This window comes from Rhizobium sp. SYY.PMSO (assembly GCF_046840415.1).
Taxonomy (GTDB): domain Bacteria; phylum Pseudomonadota; class Alphaproteobacteria; order Rhizobiales; family Rhizobiaceae; genus Rhizobium.
In genome coordinates this window covers 3,370,001-3,386,299 of sequence record NZ_CP177349.1, presented here as the reverse complement: position 1 = coordinate 3,386,299, position 16,299 = coordinate 3,370,001, and the positions used below count along the sequence as shown (strand labels likewise).

Below are 16,299 nucleotides of genomic sequence, written 5' to 3'. Positions count from 1 at the left end.
AGACCCCGCATGGCTGAACTGTCTCTTACCAATGTCGTCAAGCGCTACGGTTCGCTGGAGATCATCCACGGCGCCAATCTGGAGGTGAAGGACGGCGAATTCGTCGTCTTCGTCGGGCCGTCCGGATGCGGCAAGTCCACGCTGCTACGCATGATCGCCGGGCTGGAGGATATCTCCGGCGGCGAGCTCAGGATCGGCGGCCGCGTGGTCAACGATGTCGAGCCGGCCGATCGCGGCATCGCCATGGTCTTTCAGTCCTATGCGCTCTATCCGCACCTGACGGTCGAGCAGAACCTCAATTTCGGGCTGCGCATGAACGGCAACCCGAAGGCCGACACCGACCGCCGTGTCAAGCAGGCCGCCGAGATCCTGCAGATCACCGAATTGATGCAGCGCCGGCCGAAGCAGCTTTCCGGCGGCCAGCGCCAGCGCGTCGCCATCGGCCGCGCCATCGTGCGCGAGCCGCAAATCTTCCTGTTCGACGAGCCGCTGTCCAACCTCGATGCCGAATTGCGCGTGCAGATGCGCGTCGAAATCTCGCGCCTGCACAAGAAGCTCGGCACGACGATGATCTACGTGACGCACGACCAGACGGAGGCCATGACGCTTGCCGACAAGATCGTCGTGCTGCGCAACGGCAATATCGAACAGGTGGGAGCGCCGCTCGATCTCTACGACGATCCGGCCAACCAGTTCGTCGCCGGCTTCGTCGGTTCGCCGAAAATGAACTTCCTGCAGGCCGAGATCGCCGACAACCAGCCTGGCCGCGTCTCCATCGTGCTCAAGGGCCAGCGCAATGTGCAGCTGACATTGCCGATCAGCCCGGCAAAGGCCGAGGTCGGCCAATCGGTGATGCTGGGCGTTCGTCCGGAACATTTTCTGGAGGCCGGACGCGGCGACGCGGACATGACCGTCGACGTCGATGTCGCCGAGCATCTCGGCAATACCAGCTACATCTACGCCAATATCGAAGGCGGCGAGCAGATCGTCATCGAGCGCGAGGAGTCCCGCAATACGGGCAATCGCGACAAGCTCACCGTGGCGCTGTCGGCGGCCAAGACATTCCTGTTCGACAGCGCCGGCAACCGATTGCGGTAGGCGCTGCCCTTCACCCCTCCCAGGACAGCATGCAGATTTAGGAAAGGACCGTTCCATGACTACCGACACACCCATCCGCTGGGGCATCATCGGCCCCGGCCGGATCGCGCAGACTTTTGCCGATGGCGTCGCCCATTCCCGCAGCGGCAAGCTGGTGGCCATCGCCAGCCGCAATCCGGACAAGCCCGGCCTCGGCGACAATTTTCCCGGTGCGCGCATCGTCAACGGCTATGAAGCTTTGCTGGCCGACAAGGAGATCGACGCCGTCTATATCGCCACGCCGCATACCGGCCATGCCGAATGGGCGATCAAGGCGATCCGCGCCGGCAAGCATGTGCTGGTCGAAAAGCCGATCGCGCTTTCAGCCTTCGATGCCGACGCCATCTACCACGAAGCGAAGAAGGCCGGCGTCTTCGCCGGCGAAGCCTTCATGTACCGCGTCCATCCGCAGACGGCGAAGCTGATCGAACTGGTAAAAAGCGGCACGATCGGCGAATTGCGCATCATCCGCTCATCCTTCGGCTTCAACATGGGCAAGGTAAATCCGGAACATCGGCTGTTCGCCAATGAAACCGCCGGCGGCGGTATTCTCGATGTCGGCGGCTATCCGGTATCGATGGCGCGACTGATTGCCGGTGCGGTCGACGGCAAGCCGTTCCTCGATCCCGACAAGGTCTCGGGTGTCGGCCATCTCGGCCAGACAGGCGTCGACGAATGGGCTTCCGCCGTGCTGAAGTTTCCGAACGGCATCGTCGCCGAAGTCTCATGCTCGATCATGGCGAACCAGGACAACACGCTGCGCATCATCGGCTCGGAGGGCCGCATCGAAGTCGCGGACTTCTGGTTCGCATCCGGCCACAAGGGCGGCGTCGGCAAGATCGACGTGATCAAGGGGGGCGAGACCCAGACCATCGAAGTCAAGGAAGACCGCTGGCTTTATTCCTTCGAAGTCGATGCCGCCGGCGATGCCATCCGCGCCGGCAAGAAGGAGTTCGCCTATCCCGGCATCGGCTGGGCGGATTCGATCGGCAACCTGCGGGTCCTCGATCAGTGGCGTGCCTCGATCGGCCTCGAATACGAGGTGGAGAAGGCAACCCGCCGCACGAAGAACATCGCCGGCGCAACCGTTGCCAAGGGCAACAGCATCCCCAAGCGCAGCATTCCGGGCATTTCCAAGCCGGCTTCGCTCGTCACGCTCGGCTTCGAGTTCTTCCCGAATTTCGCGGCCGCCTCGCTGACGCTCGACGCCTTCTATGAAGCAGGCGGCAATGCCTTCGACACGGCCTATGTCTATGGCGGCGGCAAGACGGAGAGCATCTTCGGCGATTGGCATACGAGCCGCAACGTGCCGCGCGAGGAGATCGTGCTGATCGGCAAGGGCGCGCATTCGCCGCTTTGCTACCCGGACATGATCGCCAAGCAGCTCGACCAGTCGCTCAACCGCCTGAAGACCGACTATGTCGACATCTACTTCATGCACCGCGACAATACCGACGTTCCCGTCGGCGAATTCGTCGATGCCATGGATGCCGAGGTGAAGGCCGGCCGCATTCGCGGAATCTTCGGCGGCTCGAACTGGACGCGTGCCCGCTTCGACGAGGCCATCGCCTATGCCGAGAAGAATGGCAAGACGGCACCGGCTGCCCTCTCCAACAACTTCTCGCTGGCGGAAATGCTCGACCCGATCTGGGCCGGCTGCATCGCCGCCTCCGACGACGAGTGGAAGGCGTGGCTCAATGCCAAGCAGATCCCGAACTTCGCCTGGTCGAGCCAGGGACGCGGCTTCTTCACCGACCGTGCCGGCCGCGACAAGCGCGACGATGAGGAATTGGTGCGCGTCTGGTATTCCGACCGCAATTTCGGCCGCCGCGACAGGGCGATCGAACTGGCGCAGAAACTCGGCCGCAGCCCGATCCACATCGCGCTCGCCTATGTCGTCGCCCAGCCCTTCCCTGTGATACCCCTGATCGGCCCGCGCACGATCGCCGAGCTGGAAGACAGCCTTTCGGCGCTCGACATCAAGCTGACGCCGGAACAGGTGAAGTGGCTCGAAGGCTGAGACCGGCGCCTTACTTGAAAGGTGATACCGAAACAAAAAGCCCATCCGGGAAACCGGATGGGCTTTTTTACATGGGAAGAGATGGTTGCCACGCACCACCTTCTCCCCTCGGGGAGAAGGTGCCGACAGGCGGATGAGGGGGATTCGCCAAGGGCACAAAAGCCAATTAAATCAGCGCAATTACCCCCCCTCATCCGGCCCTTCGGGCCACCTTCTCCCGTGGGGGAGAAGGAGTTTAAACATGAGAGATCAGGCGGCGAAATCGAAGGTCTTCGTGTCCGCTCCTTCGAGCCGCAGAAGATAGGCCTTGCGCTCGAGGCCGCCGGCAAATCCCCTGAGATCGCCGGCCGAGCCAACCACGCGATGGCATGGCGCGACGATCGAGATCGGGTTGCGGCCGTTGGCGGCGCCGACCGCGCGGATCGCCTTGGCCGAGCCGATCTCCGTTGCGATCTGGCGATAGCTCCTCGTCTCGCCGAAGGGGATGGCGAGCAGCGCCTGCCAGACCTTCTGCTGGAACTCCGTCCCGGCAAAGTCGAGCGGCAGATCGAAAGCCTGTCGCTCGCCGGCGAAATATTCACGCAGCTGCCGTTCGGTTTCGAGGAGCACGGGATGGCTTTCATCCTCGGCCACGATCAGCAGCGGCACGCGGCCCGGCCGATCGTTATCCCACAGGATCGCGGCAAGCCCGTCGTCGCTGCCGACGAGCTTCAGGGCGCCGACAGGCGAATTCATGATCCGAGAGACATAGTGCTTTTCTGCATTTTTCGGAGCCTTGGTCATGCCGATATCCTTTCCTTGAATTGCGCTCATGGTATCGGGCGAGATTGCCTGCGATGAAGCGCTGATGTCCGCATTGGACCTCAAATGACGGCCTGCAACCACCCGAAAAGAGTTCGCCGGCAGCGAAATCCCGGCATTTAGGCTTCATGCGCGCAGGTTCAAGCTGACACGGAATTCATGGTCGCGCTTGGGAAACGGGCTCAAATTGTGTAAAAACAATTAGAGGCAAATCATCGAGGAGGCAGAGCCCGATATGACGGTTCGCCCGCCGCGCAATTTCAGTCCATCGCACATGAACGAGACCGGCCTCGGCGTTCTCGAGTACGAGATGATGTCGGAACGGGCGAGTACGCTCGGCCATCACGGCATGAAGGTCGAGACGGCGCTCGCCGCATTGCAGGAGGGCGAGGCCAAGGGCAAGCAAGGCGTGGAGCACGAAAGACTGGTGGACACCGCCGCCGAAGCCGTCTGGGGCATGTTCATTCACCGCGAGATCTGCGGCCTGCGCAACGGCCGCGACGTCATCCAGCGCTACGGTATCCCGAACAAGGTGCTTGCGCGGCTTGGGGCAAGCCCCCGGCACCCCTGAACCTCAGGATTTCAGGATCGCCTGGAAACGCGGATCGAAGGCATGGCCGATCGGTTCCGCCGCCGCACCGCGCGCCACGGCCCAGGGATCGGTCATGCCGAGCTGCAGACGCGGCAACGATCGGCCGGGGCGATCCGCATTGGACGGCAACAGCGGCTGCATGGCGGCGATCAGACGCGTTGCCAGCGCCGCGGGGGCGCCGCAGAGAATTACCGTCTGCGGATCGAAGACGGTTTCGATGAGCTGCACGCTCCAGCGCAGGTCGACCGCCGCCCTTTCGATCCAGGCAAGAATTTCGGGGTCGTCGGCGGCAGCGCGGTCGTTGATCAGCGCGTAAATATCGGGCGCCATCGGATCGACGCCGAGATGGTCGTAAAGCGAGGCCAGCGAGGCTCGATGTTCCAGCTGAGTCAGCCGGCCGCCGGCCGTCAGCAGGGCCATGCCGATTTCGCCGGCATTGCCATGGGCGCCGCTGTAGAGTTCGCCGCCGAGGATGAGTCCCGCGCCAATGCCGTAACCGACATAGAGACAGACCGCGTGGTCGAGGCCGTGCGCGGCTCCCACCATGCGCTCGGCGGTCGCACAGGCGGCGGCGTCGTTCTGTAGGGTGACGTTAAGGCCGGTGCCGGCAGAGAGCGTTTCCAGCAGCGGGAAGCGTTGCCAGGGGCCCATCATCCAGGGGTTATCGACATCGTCCTGCTCGATGCCGAAGGGGCCCGGCATCGCCGCACCGAGGCCGACGAGGCGTTTCTCCGCCTGCGCCACGCGCTGCTTGAGTTCGGCGCGCACGTCCTGTACCAGCTGCAGCACGACCGGCGTGCCGGTCGCCGGTCCGCCGGCCGGCAGGTTCGCTTCCTTGCGGATCAAAACATTGCCGACGAGATCGACGGCGATGGCCCGGGTAACGTGGCGGTCGATCTGCAAGCCGATGGCGAAGGCGCCTTCCGGCACGAGACCATAGGGCGTGGAGGGCTGGCCCCGGCCGCGCCGCACCGTTTCCCTTGACGTGACCAGCCCGTCGTTTTCCAGCTCCTCCATGATGTTGGAGACCGTCTGCTTCGTCAGACGGGTGGCCCGCGCGAGATCCGCGCGCGAAAGCGCGCCGTTCAGCCGCAGGGCATCGATGATCACCCGCCGGTTATGGGCGCTGGTGCCTTCGTGATTCGTTCCGCTCGTAGCCCTGATCGGGCGATTGTCGTCCATATGTATTTGCCTCTTGACACCAATAGAATATTGAAGAACAAATTAGTCAATACAATTGACTTAAAAGAAACCGCAGAGTTTCGAAAAGGGAACGCAGAGGGCTTAAAGGCTCGGAAGACGCTCCGATCCGCGTGCGGCAGCCGGCCAAGCCGATTGCCTGCCCGATAATCGATGGCGACGCTCGAGCCGGCATCGGAAAAATCGCGTGACTGTCAAAAACTGGAGGATGGAATGTTGAAATCAATGAACAAGACATTGCTCGGCGCAGCGCTGATCGGCGTATCCTTCGCCTCGCATGCCTTCGCCGAAACGACGATCAATGCCCTCTTCATGGCGCAGGCGGCCTTTAGCGAAGCCGATGTGCGCGCCATGACGGATGCCTTCACCAAGGCCAATCCGGATATCAAGGTCAATCTCGAATTCGTCCCCTACGAAGGCCTGCACGACAAGACCGTGCTCGCTCAAGGCTCCGGCGGCGGCTACGACGTCGTCCTGTTCGACGTGATCTGGCCGGCCGAATACGCGACCAACAAGGTTCTGGTCGACGTGTCCTCGCGCATCCCGGACGACACGAGGAAGAACGTGCTGCCGGGCGCCTGGACGACGGTGCAGTATGGCGGCAAGTACTACGGCATGCCCTGGATCCTGGATACCAAGTACCTGTTCTACAACAAGGAAATCCTGGAAAAGGCCGGCATCAAGACGCCGCCGAAGACCTGGGACGAACTGAACGAACAGGCGAAGATCATCAAGGACAAGGGTTTGCTCGCAACCCCGATCGCCTGGAGCTGGTCGCAGGCCGAAGCCGCGATCTGCGACTACGCCACGCTCGTCAGCGCCTACAAGGGCGATTTCATCAAGGATGGCAAGCCGGACTTCCAGAACGGCGGCGGCCTCGATGCCCTGAAATACATGGTCGACAGCTACAAATCCGGCCTCACCAACCCGAACTCCAAGGAATTCCTCGAGGAGGATGTCCGCAAGGTCTTCGAGAACGGCGATGCCGCCTTCGCGCTGAACTGGACCTACATGTACAACATGGCGAACGATCCGAAGGACAGCAAGGTCGCCGGCAAGGTCGGCGTCGTGCCGGCACCGGGCGTTGCCGGCAAGAGCGAGGCTTCGGCCGTCAACGGCTCCATGGGCCTCGGCATCACCACGGCCAGCAAGCATCCGGACGAAGCCTGGAAATACATCTCCTTCATGACCTCGCAGGCGACGCAAAACCAGTATGCCAAGCTCAGCCTGCCGATCTGGGCATCGTCCTATGACGATCCGGCCGTCACCAAGGGGCAGGAAGAGCTGATCGCGGCTGCCAAGGTGGGGCTTGCCGCGATGTATCCGCGTCCGACGACGCCGAAGTATCAGGAACTGTCGACCGCGCTTCAGCAGGCGATCCAGGAATCGCTGCTCGGCCAGTCTTCGCCGGAAGATGCACTGAAGTCCGCTGCCGACAACAGCGGTCTCTGATAGTCTTACCGGGTGGTACTGGAGCGGATGATTTCAGGTCTGTTCGTCCTAGAATCTGAATCCGCTCCGGCATCAGAGAAAGAGAGCATGATGTCGACCGAAAACCGATCATACTTTCGGCATCATGCTCTGCTCGCCGCCCGCCCTAACCTCCATGAAGAATGAAAGAAGGGGCCTGTCATGTCCGGCACCTCTATGACGACCCGCGCCTGGCTTTTGATGCTGCCGCTGCTTGTGGTGATGGTTGCCGTCATCGGCTGGCCTCTCGCCGATACCGTCGGCCTTTCCTTCACGGACGCAAAGCTTGTCGGAACCGGCGGCAATTTCGTCGGCATCGACAACTACGCGAAGATGCTGGCGAACTCCAATTTCCAGCGCACACTGATCACCACAACCTGGTTCGCGGTCGTCTCCGTCGCCGCCGAAATGGTGCTCGGCGTGCTTGCCGCGCTGCTGCTGAACCAGGACTTCAAGGGCCGAGGGGCGCTGCGAGCGCTGATGATCCTGCCCTGGGCGCTGCCGACGGTCGTCAACGCGACGCTCTGGCGCCTGATCTACAATCCGGAATACGGTGCCCTCAATGCGGCACTCACCCAGCTCGGTCTCATCGACGCCTATCGCTCCTGGCTCGGCGAGCCGGGCACGGCGCTGACGGCGCTCATCGTCGCTGATTGCTGGAAGAATTTCCCGCTGGTGGCCCTGATCGCGCTCGCCGCCCTGCAGGCCGTGCCGCGTGACATCACCGCCGCATCGCTGGTCGATGGCGCAGGCCCCTTCAAGCGTTTCCGCTTCGTCATCCTTCCCTATCTTGTCGGACCGCTGATGGTGGCGCTGGTGCTGCGCACCATCGAGGCCTTCAAGGTCTTCGACATCATCTGGGTGATGACACGCGGCGGACCGGCAAACAGCACGCGCACGCTGTCGATCCTCGTCTATCAGGAAGCGTTTTCCTTCCAGCGGGCGGGGTCCGGCGCATCGCTCGCCCTCATCGTCACGCTGCTGGTCACTGTGCTTGCCGCCGCCTATGCCGCCCTTGTCCGCAAAACCGCAGGGAGTGCCGCCTGATGGAACGCAAGAGCCCGCTCTTCACCTGCTTCGTCTATGTCTGCGCCATCCTGCTTGCCGCCGTTATCCTGGCGCCGATCGCCTGGCTCTTCATCATGAGCATTTCGCCGGCTGCCGACCTTGCCGCCAAGCCGCTGCGCTGGTGGCCGCAGACACCAGATTTCTCGCGTTACAAGGTGCTGCTGTCGACGCTGGAAAACAGCGAGGGCGCCGCCTTCACCTCTTCGCTGCGCAACAGCATCGAAGTGGCAGGCATGGCGACCATTGCCGCCATCGCACTCGCCATCCCCGCCGGCTGGGCCGTGTCCCGCACGCCCTCGGTCGGCTGGTCTCTGTCCATGGTCATCGCCACCTACATGCTGCCGCCGGTGGCGCTGGCCGTGCCGCTCTACATGGGCCTTGCCCATCTCGGCCTGCTCAACAACGTCTTCGGCCTGGCGCTCGTCTACCTGACGATCCTGGCGCCGTTCACGACCTGGCTGATGAAATCCGGCTTCGATTCCATTCCGAAGGAGATCGAGGCCGCGGCGATGATCGACGGCGCCGGGCTGTTCCAGACGCTGAAGATCATCACGCTGCCGCTTGCCATGCCCGTGATGGCGACCTCGGCGCTCTTCGCCTTCCTGCTTGCCTGGGACGAATTCTTCTATGCGCTGCTCTTCACGTCAGACCAGCGCGCCAAGACCCTCACCGTCGCCATCGCGGATCTCGCCGGCGGCCGTGTCTCGGATTACGGACTGATCGCGACTGCCGGCGTGCTCGCCGCCCTGCCCCCGGTGCTGATCGGCCTTGTCATGCAACGCGCCCTGATCTCGGGCCTGACCAATGGCGGCGTCAAGGGATGACCATGACCAAAGAGAAAACACGCCCCGAAGGCCTTGCCGCCATCGACCGCGAGATGGCCCGCCAGCATGCGGATGCGCTCGCCTCGTTCGAGGCTGCCGCCGATATGGCCGCCAAGGCCGCCGCCTCGCTGAAGCACACTCGCAGGCTGCTGCTGCTCGGCATGGGCGGCTCGCACGCCGTCAACCGCGCCGTCGAGCCGCTTTATCGCGCCGCCGGCATCGATGCGATCGCGCTGCCGCTCTCCGAACAGCTCGGCCAGCCGCTATCGCTGGACGGACGCACGATCTTCATGACCTCGCAATCCGGCGAAAGCGCCGAGGTCCTGCGCTGGTTCGACGAGACGGGCGGCACCGCCGAGACCTTCGGCCTGACGCTGGAGGGCAGCTCTTTCCTTGCCAGAACAGCGCCTTCTCTCATCGGTGCTGGCGGCACCGAGCTTGCCTTTGCCGCAACCCGCAGCCTCACCGTGAGCTTCGCGCTGCATCTGGCGATCTTCGCCGCCCTCGGGCAGGATTCATCGCCCGCCTTGGCCGTGCTTCGCGCGCCTGAGGCGCTCGATATCAAGCCGGCGCTCTCGGCACTTGCCAATGTCGCCACGATCGTCACCTCGGGCCGCCGCCTGCAGGGCGTTGCCGAAGCGCTGGCGCTCGGCCTCACGGAACTTTCCCGCCGTCCCTGCTTCTCGCTCGAAGGCGGCCAGCTCCGCCATGGGCCGATGGAAATGCTCGGGCCGTCAATTGGCGTCGTGCTTTTCCGCGGCAACGATGCGACGGCTGGCCTCGTGACGGCCATGGCCGTTTCGGCTGCCGAGACGGGTGCGCCTGTGATCATCTTCGACGGTTCGCAGGAAGAGCCGGTCCCTGGCTGCGTCACGCTGCGCTTCAAGCCGGAAACCGGGCTTGCGGCCATTTTCCAGATGCTGCCCGTGGCGCAGTCGCTGATGATCGCCTTCGCCGACGAGCGGGTGGAAAATGCCGGCACGCCGGTACGCTCCACCAAGATCACCCGGAGCGAATGAATGAAGCCGCTTGCAGTCATCGGCAACGTCAATATCGACCTGATCCTCGGGCCAGCCGCGCCATGGCCGAAGGCCGGCACGGAGATCATCGTCGATCACGACGAGTTGCGCGTCGGCGGCCAGGCCGGCAATAGCGCGCTCGCCTGGGAAGGCCTCGGCGTCGACTACGCGATATCGGCCAATGTCGGCAACGACCAGTTCGGACGCTGGCTCAGCGAAGCGTTCGGCGCGCGCAGCAGCAAGTGGCCTGTCAGCCCCGAGCGCACGACGCTCTCGGTCGGCATCACCCATCCCGATGGCGAACGCACCTTCTTCACGACACGCGGCCACCTGCCGCGCTTCAGTCTCGACGATGTGCTGGCGGTGCTCGACGGCGAGCGGCTCGCCGGCGGCTATGCGCTTTTGTGCGGCGCCTTCCTGACCGAAGACCTCACGCGGGACTACGACGCCCTGTTCGACTGGGCCGACAAGCATGGGATCACGGTCGCACTCGACACCGGCTGGCCGCTCGATGGCTGGACCGAGGCGAATCGCGATGCCACGCGTCGCTGGCTCTCGCGCTGCGGCGTGGCGCTGATGAACGAAGTCGAGACGACGACGCTTGCCGGCAAATCCGATCCGGCCGAGGCTGCGCGTATACTCCATGCGCTGATGCCTGACGGCGCGATCTTCGTCGTCAAGCGCGGTGCGGACGGCGCAATCGCCATCGAAGCAGATGGCAACCTTGTTTCGGCCGATGCGCCGCCTGTCACCGTCGTCGACACGATCGGTGCCGGCGATGTCTTCAATGCCGGCTTCCTGGCCGCCCTTGCCTGCGGCGAGCCGCCTGCGGCCTGCCTTTCGGCGGGGACCGCTGTCGCTTCCAGCGCCATTTCCACTCTGCCGCGCAGCTATGGCCCGGCCCAAGCATCCGAGGAGGCCGTTCAATGAGCGCGCTCGAAATCCAGAACATCCGCAAGAGCTACGGCGAAGTAGATACTCTGAAAGGCATCGATATTTCGCTCGAAAGCGGCGAATTCCTGGTGCTGCTCGGCTCGTCGGGCTGCGGCAAGTCCACGCTGCTGAACATCATCGCCGGACTTGCCGAGGCAACCAGCGGCGATATCCGCATCGGTGATCGCTCGGTGCTCGGCGTCCATCCGAAGGACCGCGACATCGCCATGGTGTTCCAGTCCTATGCGCTCTATCCGAACCTCTCGGTCCACCGCAACATCGGCTTCGGCCTGGAAATGCGCAAAGTGCCTGCTGCCGAGCGCGACAAGGCAGTGCGTGAGGCGGCGAAGCTGCTACAGATCGAATCGCTGCTCGAGCGCAAGCCGAGCGCGCTTTCTGGCGGCCAGCGTCAGCGCGTAGCGATTGGGCGTGCACTTGTGCGCAAGCCGGAGGTTTTTCTGTTCGACGAGCCGCTGTCCAACCTGGATGCCAAGCTGCGCATGGAGATGCGCACGGAGCTGAAGCGTCTTCACCAGATGCTGAAGACCACGGTGGTCTATGTGACGCACGACCAGATCGAGGCGATGACGCTTGCAACCCGCATCGCCGTGATGCGCGACGGCCGGATCGAACAGCTCGGCACGCCGGACGAGATCTACAACCGGCCGGCGACACTCCATGTCGCGACCTTCGTCGGCGCGCCGCCGATGAACCTGCTGAACGCGACGGCGGAAGCAGGCAGCCTGCGTATCGACGGGACATCGATCGCGCTGCCCATGCCTGCGGCGAGCACCGGGATCCGGCAGGGACAGGAGCTGGTGATCGGCATTCGGCCGGAAGCGCTGCATCTGGATGGCGAGGGTCAGCTTGAAGCGGTCTGCGAAGTCACGGAATTGACGGGTCCGGAACTGATCGTGACGGTTCATGTTGGTTCACAGCGTCTGATGGCGAGCCTTCCGGCGAGTTGCGGGCTGGCGGTGGGGGACGTGTTGCGGCTGGGTTTGGGCTGTGGGGTTCATGTATTCGATCGTGGCAGCGGCCTGCGATGCGGGTGAGTTCTGCGGGATTTTCTGGATATGGAACAGCAAGGAGCCCGGTTGCGGGATTGTTGCTGGATATTGGCTTTGAGATTGGGGAAGATTTGGTTGCGGGGGCAGGATTTGAACCTGCGGCCTTCAGGTTATGAGCCTGACGAGCTACCGGGCTGCTCCACCCCGCGTCACCAGCGCAAATCCGGAGGATTTGTCGCGAGTAGCAAGCCGGCGTAGCCGACTTGCGTCATCCGAGCAAATTGCTTTAGCAATTTGTCTCGTGTTCATTAGGCACCCTTTTTCAGGGGGCCACCAGCGTAAGCCGCGTTGCGTCCTATCGCTTGTTTCCCTTGCCCTCTATTTCAGGTGCGCAAGGGGAGAACTTCTTGCTTTCAGAAGCGACAAAGGCCGCATGAGCGGCCTATTGCAACACGGCCGAGCCGTTATTCGATCAGAGAAGATTTATGCGAGGCATAAACCGCTTACGCGATTTAGCCTGAGTTGCGATTAGCAGACCTGGCAGCGACCTACTCTCCCGCGTCTTAAGACGAAGTACCATGGGCGCAGGGGCGTTTCACGGCCGTGTTCGGAAAGGGAACGGGTGCAGCCACCCCGCCATAACCACCAGGTCGGCAAAGCGCAACTTCAGGCCAAACCTTGCGGATTTGGCCCGATTTGAGAAGCTGGTGAGACTAGACGTCTCGTTTTGTCTATTTGAACACGTCTTTGGATTGCTCATGCCGCATGAATGCTTTCGCATTCAGCGGGGGATAGGCATGAATGCTTTCGCATTCAGCCTGAGATGAGCACTGGCAATGGGAACGATCAAGCCAATCGAGCTATTAGTACCGGTAAGCTTCATGCGTTGCCGCACTTCCACACCCGGCCTATCAACGTGGTCGTCTTCCACGGCTCTGATAGGGAACACTCGTTTCCAGGTTGGTTTCCCGCTTAGATGCCTTCAGCGGTTATCCATTCCATATATAGCTACCCTGCTATGCCCTTGGCAGGACAACAGGTCCACCAGAGATATGTCCATCCCGGTCCTCTCGTACTAGGGACAGATCCTGTCAATATTCCTACACCCACGGCAGATAGGGACCGAACTGTCTCACGACGTTCTGAACCCAGCTCACGTACCGCTTTAATTGGCGAACAGCCAAACCCTTGGGACCTGCTCCAGCCCCAGGATGCGATGAGCCGACATCGAGGTGCCAAACAACCCCGTCGATATGGACTCTTGGGGGTCATCAGCCTGTTATCCCCGGCGTACCTTTTATCCGTTGAGCGATGGCCCTTCCACGCGGGACCACCGGATCACTATGACCGACTTTCGTCTCTGCTCGACTTGTCAGTCTCGCAGTCAGGCGGGCTTATGCCATTGCACTCGACGACCGATTTCCGACCGGTCTGAGCCCACCATCGCGCGCCTCCGTTACTCTTTCGGAGGCGACCGCCCCAGTCAAACTACCCACCATACACTGTCCCGGATCCGGATGACGGACCGCGGTTAGACATCCATGACGATAAGGGTGGTATTTCAAGGATGGCTCCACAAGAACTGGCGTCCCTGCTTCAAAGCCTACCACCTATCCTACACATGCCGACACGAATGCCAGTGTAAAGCTATAGTAAAGGTGCACGGGGTCTTTCCGTCTGACCGCAGGAACCCCGCATCTTCACGGGGAATTCAATTTCACTGAGTCTATGTTGGAGACAGCGGGGAAGTCGTTACGCCATTCGTGCAGGTCGGAACTTACCCGACAAGGAATTTCGCTACCTTAGGACCGTTATAGTTACGGCCGCCGTTTACTGGGGCTTCGATTCAGAGCTTGCACCCCTCCTCTTAACCTTCCAGCACCGGGCAGGCGTCAGACCCTATACGTCGTCTTGCGACTTCGCAGAGCCCTGTGTTTTTGGTAAACAGTCGCTACCCCCTGGTCTGTGCCACCCTCACATGCTTGCGCACATAAGGGTCACGCTTCTTCCGAAGTTACGCGTGCAATTTGCCGAGTTCCTTCAACATAGTTCTCTCAAGCGCCTTGGTATACTCTACCTGACCACCTGTGTCGGTTTCGGGTACGGTCTGTACGGTGGAGCTATTTCCTGGAACCGCGTCCCCGCCCACACAATCCAATAAGTGTGAACAAGTTAAGCAATCCGTCACTTCCACCAGGCCCACGAATATTAACGTGGTTCCCATCGACTACGCGTGTCCGCCTCGTCTTAGGGGCCGGCTAACCCTGCTCAGATTAACTTTAAGCAGGAACCCTTGGTCTTTCGGCGAGAGGGTCTCTCACCCTCTTTATCGTTACTCATGTCAACATTCGCACTTCCGATACCTCCAGGACCCCTCACGGGTATCCCTTCATCAGCTTACGGAACGCTCCGCTACCACGTGTATTGCTACACATCCTCAGCTTCGGTGCATGGCTTCAGCCCCGTTACATTTTCGGCGCAAAGACCCTTGACTAGACCAGTGAGCTGTTACGCTTTCTTTAAATGATGGCTGCTTCTAAGCCAACATCCTGGTTGTTTTGGGATCCTCACATCCTTTCCCACTTAGCCATGACTTGGGGACCTTAGCTGGAGGTTAGGGTTGTTGCCCTTTTCACGACGGACGTTAGCACCCGCCGTGTGTCTGCCGAGTAGTACTTCCCGGTATTCGGAGTTTGGTTAGGATCAGTAAGACGGTGAGTCCCCATAGCCCATCCAGTGCTCTACCCCCGGGAGTATTCGCTCGACGCTCTACCTAAATAGATTTCGCGGAGAACCAGCTATTTCCGAGTTTGATTGGCCTTTCACCCCTAGCCACAAGTCATCCCAATCTATTGCAACAGATGCGGGTTCGGTCCTCCAGTTGGTGTTACCCAACCTTCAACCTGCTCATGGCTAGATCACTCGGTTTCGGGTCTAATGCAACAAACTATATCGCCCTGTTCAGACTCGCTTTCGCTTCGCCTACACCTACCGGCTTAAGCTTGCTTGTTACACTAAGTCGTTGACCCATTATACAAAAGGTACGCCGTCACCCTTGCGGGCTCCGACTGTTTGTAGGCATCCAGTTTCAGGTTCTATTTCACTCCCCTTGTCGGGGTGCTTTTCACCTTTCCCTCACGGTACTGGTTCGCTATCGGTCATGCACGAGTACTTAGGCTTGGAGAGTGGTCTCCCCATGTTCAGACAGGATTTCACGTGTCCCGCCCTACTCTAGGACAATAAAGCTATCTACGCGTACGGGGCTGTCACCCTCTACGGCAAACCTTTCCAGGTTCTTCCACTTTAAACTTCATTGCCACTGGCCTGGTCCGCGTTCGCTCGCCACTACTTGCGGAGTCTCGGTTGATGTCCTTTCCTGCAGGTACTTAGATGTTTCAGTTCCCTGCGTTCGCTTCTTACACCCTATTTTATTCAGGTGAAGATACCTTGTTACAATACCTAGAAACCTGAAGTGTCCAACCAGCCACCAGGCCGTTGAGGCTACGCTGCATCAGCAGCGACGGCCTCCGGCCTTGCGAAGCCCAAACGGGCTTCGATCCTTTTCCCTCGCCACTCCGAAGAGCAAGCGAAAGAGCAGGATGTTTGCGGTCAACAATTCAGATTTTCTAGGTATTTAAGGTGGGTTGCCCCATTCGGAGATCCATGGATCAAAGCTTATTCGCAGCTCCCCACGGCTTTTCGCAGCGTATCACGTCCTTCATCGCCTGTGCATGCCTAGGCATCCACTAAATGCCCTTACGACACTTGATCGTTCTCATTGCCAATGCTCATCGTCTCGTTGCCCGTTTCCGTCAGGAAACGGCAACAGACCGGGTTACCTTTTACAACCCAGCCTATCAACAATGCCATCGACGTGTTCGACAGGCTTGCTTTATTGGAGCTACGCCGAGCAGCTCGCTTGCAGCCTGTCTTAAGACCAGCTTCTCGAGATTAAATCCGGTACCGCGCGGTCAGGCAACGGTAATCCGATTGTCCGTCAGAGATACTCCAAAGAGTATCAACAACGACGCGATAAACCGCTTGCGCAATTTACGCTGACAATCCAGAGCGACAAGCTTCCTTCCTACCTCCGTCCCCTCCTTCGTTTCCAGCCGGCTAGGCCATCCACGATATCACAAGGTCCGGGCTCGGACGTCTCAGGCCTAAACCCAAAACACCTGGAAGCCTCCAGATCAATCTTCTCTTCACAATGTATGCAGAACAC

The 16,299-nt window shown here is 60.9% G+C and carries 11 protein-coding genes, 1 tRNA gene and 2 rRNA genes; 9 read left to right on the top strand and 5 right to left on the bottom strand.

The features are described 5' to 3' along the window. The first annotated feature begins 9 nt into the window (after positions 1 to 9). Positions 10 to 1,098, top strand: a complete 1,089-nt coding sequence (locus tag ACJJVH_RS16355) for a sn-glycerol-3-phosphate ABC transporter ATP-binding protein UgpC (protein ID WP_113357877.1) — start codon at positions 10 to 12, stop codon at positions 1,096 to 1,098. A gap of 55 nt (positions 1,099 to 1,153) precedes the next feature. Continuing rightward, positions 1,154 to 3,157, top strand: coding sequence for an aldo/keto reductase (locus ACJJVH_RS16350; protein ID WP_113372486.1), 2,004 nt, complete (start codon positions 1,154 to 1,156; stop codon positions 3,155 to 3,157). 249 nt (positions 3,158 to 3,406) lie between these two features. Here the strand turns inward: ACJJVH_RS16350 and ACJJVH_RS16345 are convergent, their stop codons facing one another. Continuing rightward, positions 3,407 to 3,940 (bottom strand): methylated-DNA--[protein]-cysteine S-methyltransferase, encoded by a 534-nt coding sequence (locus tag ACJJVH_RS16345; protein ID WP_113393597.1) that lies wholly within the window; start codon positions 3,938 to 3,940, stop codon positions 3,407 to 3,409. Positions 3,941 to 4,193: 253 nt separating this feature from the next. Here ACJJVH_RS16345 and ACJJVH_RS16340 point away from each other — a divergent pair, with 253 nt between their 5' ends. Next, positions 4,194 to 4,529, top strand: coding sequence for a DUF6665 family protein (locus ACJJVH_RS16340; RefSeq protein ID WP_412064356.1), 336 nt, complete (start codon positions 4,194 to 4,196; stop codon positions 4,527 to 4,529). A gap of 3 nt (positions 4,530 to 4,532) precedes the next feature. Here the strand turns inward: ACJJVH_RS16340 and ACJJVH_RS16335 are convergent, their stop codons facing one another. Continuing rightward, on the bottom strand, positions 4,533 to 5,732 hold the full coding sequence (locus ACJJVH_RS16335; protein WP_113357879.1) for an ROK family transcriptional regulator: 1,200 nt from the start codon (positions 5,730 to 5,732) through the stop codon (positions 4,533 to 4,535). Positions 5,733 to 5,963: 231 nt separating this feature from the next. Between ACJJVH_RS16335 and ACJJVH_RS16330 the strand changes: the two genes are divergently transcribed. The 6 genes from ACJJVH_RS16330 (at position 5,964) to ACJJVH_RS16305 (ending at position 12,119) form a co-directional block, all read left to right on the top strand. Continuing rightward, the gene (locus ACJJVH_RS16330; RefSeq protein ID WP_412064355.1) at positions 5,964 to 7,202 is read left to right on the top strand and encodes an extracellular solute-binding protein; all 1,239 of its coding nucleotides are present in this window, start codon (positions 5,964 to 5,966) and stop codon (positions 7,200 to 7,202) included. A 180-nt stretch (positions 7,203 to 7,382) separates the two neighbouring features. Then, on the top strand, positions 7,383 to 8,267 hold the full coding sequence (locus ACJJVH_RS16325; protein ID WP_113357880.1) for a carbohydrate ABC transporter permease: 885 nt from the start codon (positions 7,383 to 7,385) through the stop codon (positions 8,265 to 8,267). Continuing rightward, positions 8,267 to 9,112 carry a carbohydrate ABC transporter permease gene (locus ACJJVH_RS16320; RefSeq protein ID WP_112795613.1) on the top strand — a complete coding sequence of 282 codons (846 nt, stop codon included), beginning with the start codon at positions 8,267 to 8,269 and terminating at the stop codon, positions 9,110 to 9,112. The genes ACJJVH_RS16325 and ACJJVH_RS16320 overlap by 1 nt, the downstream gene beginning before the upstream one ends. Then, positions 9,109 to 10,131 (top strand): SIS domain-containing protein, encoded by a 1,023-nt coding sequence (locus ACJJVH_RS16315; RefSeq protein ID WP_113503918.1) that lies wholly within the window; start codon positions 9,109 to 9,111, stop codon positions 10,129 to 10,131. Before ACJJVH_RS16320 ends, ACJJVH_RS16315 begins: the two co-directional genes overlap by 4 nt. After that, positions 10,132 to 11,061 (top strand): PfkB family carbohydrate kinase, encoded by a 930-nt coding sequence (locus tag ACJJVH_RS16310; RefSeq protein WP_113503919.1) that lies wholly within the window; start codon positions 10,132 to 10,134, stop codon positions 11,059 to 11,061. After that, positions 11,058 to 12,119, top strand: coding sequence for an ABC transporter ATP-binding protein (locus ACJJVH_RS16305; RefSeq protein ID WP_412064354.1), 1,062 nt, complete (start codon positions 11,058 to 11,060; stop codon positions 12,117 to 12,119). The genes ACJJVH_RS16310 and ACJJVH_RS16305 overlap by 4 nt, the downstream gene beginning before the upstream one ends. Before the next feature lie 87 nt (positions 12,120 to 12,206). On the opposite strand, the gene ACJJVH_RS16300 is transcribed toward ACJJVH_RS16305, so the two are convergent. The 3 genes from ACJJVH_RS16300 to ACJJVH_RS16290 all read right to left on the bottom strand — a co-directional run bounded on the left by ACJJVH_RS16300 (position 12,207) and on the right by ACJJVH_RS16290 (position 15,845). After that, a tRNA-Met gene (locus ACJJVH_RS16300) sits at positions 12,207 to 12,283 on the bottom strand. Positions 12,284 to 12,609: 326 nt separating this feature from the next. Next, positions 12,610 to 12,724: ribosomal RNA gene (rrf, locus tag ACJJVH_RS16295) — 5S ribosomal RNA — on the bottom strand. A gap of 192 nt (positions 12,725 to 12,916) precedes the next feature. After that, a 23S ribosomal RNA gene (locus ACJJVH_RS16290) occupies positions 12,917 to 15,845 on the bottom strand. Between the last annotated feature and the right edge of the window lie 454 nt (positions 15,846 to 16,299).

What these genes read in the sequence shown, in the direction of transcription:
- ACJJVH_RS16330 (WP_412064355.1), top strand. Translation starts at nt 5,964, where the DNA reads ATGTTGAAATCAATGAACAAGACATTGCTCGGCGCAGCGCTGATCGGC.
- ACJJVH_RS16355 (WP_113357877.1), top strand. Translation starts at nt 10, where the DNA reads ATGGCTGAACTGTCTCTTACCAATGTCGTCAAGCGCTACGGTTCGCTG.
- ACJJVH_RS16320 (WP_112795613.1), top strand. Translation starts at nt 8,267, where the DNA reads ATGGAACGCAAGAGCCCGCTCTTCACCTGCTTCGTCTATGTCTGCGCC.
- ACJJVH_RS16340 (WP_412064356.1), top strand. Translation starts at nt 4,194, where the DNA reads ATGACGGTTCGCCCGCCGCGCAATTTCAGTCCATCGCACATGAACGAG.
- ACJJVH_RS16335 (WP_113357879.1), bottom strand. Translation starts at nt 5,732, where the DNA reads ATGGACGACAATCGCCCGATCAGGGCTACGAGCGGAACGAATCACGAA.
- ACJJVH_RS16315 (WP_113503918.1), top strand. Translation starts at nt 9,109, where the DNA reads ATGACCATGACCAAAGAGAAAACACGCCCCGAAGGCCTTGCCGCCATC.
- ACJJVH_RS16345 (WP_113393597.1), bottom strand. Translation starts at nt 3,940, where the DNA reads ATGACCAAGGCTCCGAAAAATGCAGAAAAGCACTATGTCTCTCGGATC.
- ACJJVH_RS16305 (WP_412064354.1), top strand. Translation starts at nt 11,058, where the DNA reads ATGAGCGCGCTCGAAATCCAGAACATCCGCAAGAGCTACGGCGAAGTA.
- ACJJVH_RS16325 (WP_113357880.1), top strand. Translation starts at nt 7,383, where the DNA reads ATGTCCGGCACCTCTATGACGACCCGCGCCTGGCTTTTGATGCTGCCG.
- ACJJVH_RS16350 (WP_113372486.1), top strand. Translation starts at nt 1,154, where the DNA reads ATGACTACCGACACACCCATCCGCTGGGGCATCATCGGCCCCGGCCGG.
- ACJJVH_RS16310 (WP_113503919.1), top strand. Translation starts at nt 10,132, where the DNA reads ATGAAGCCGCTTGCAGTCATCGGCAACGTCAATATCGACCTGATCCTC.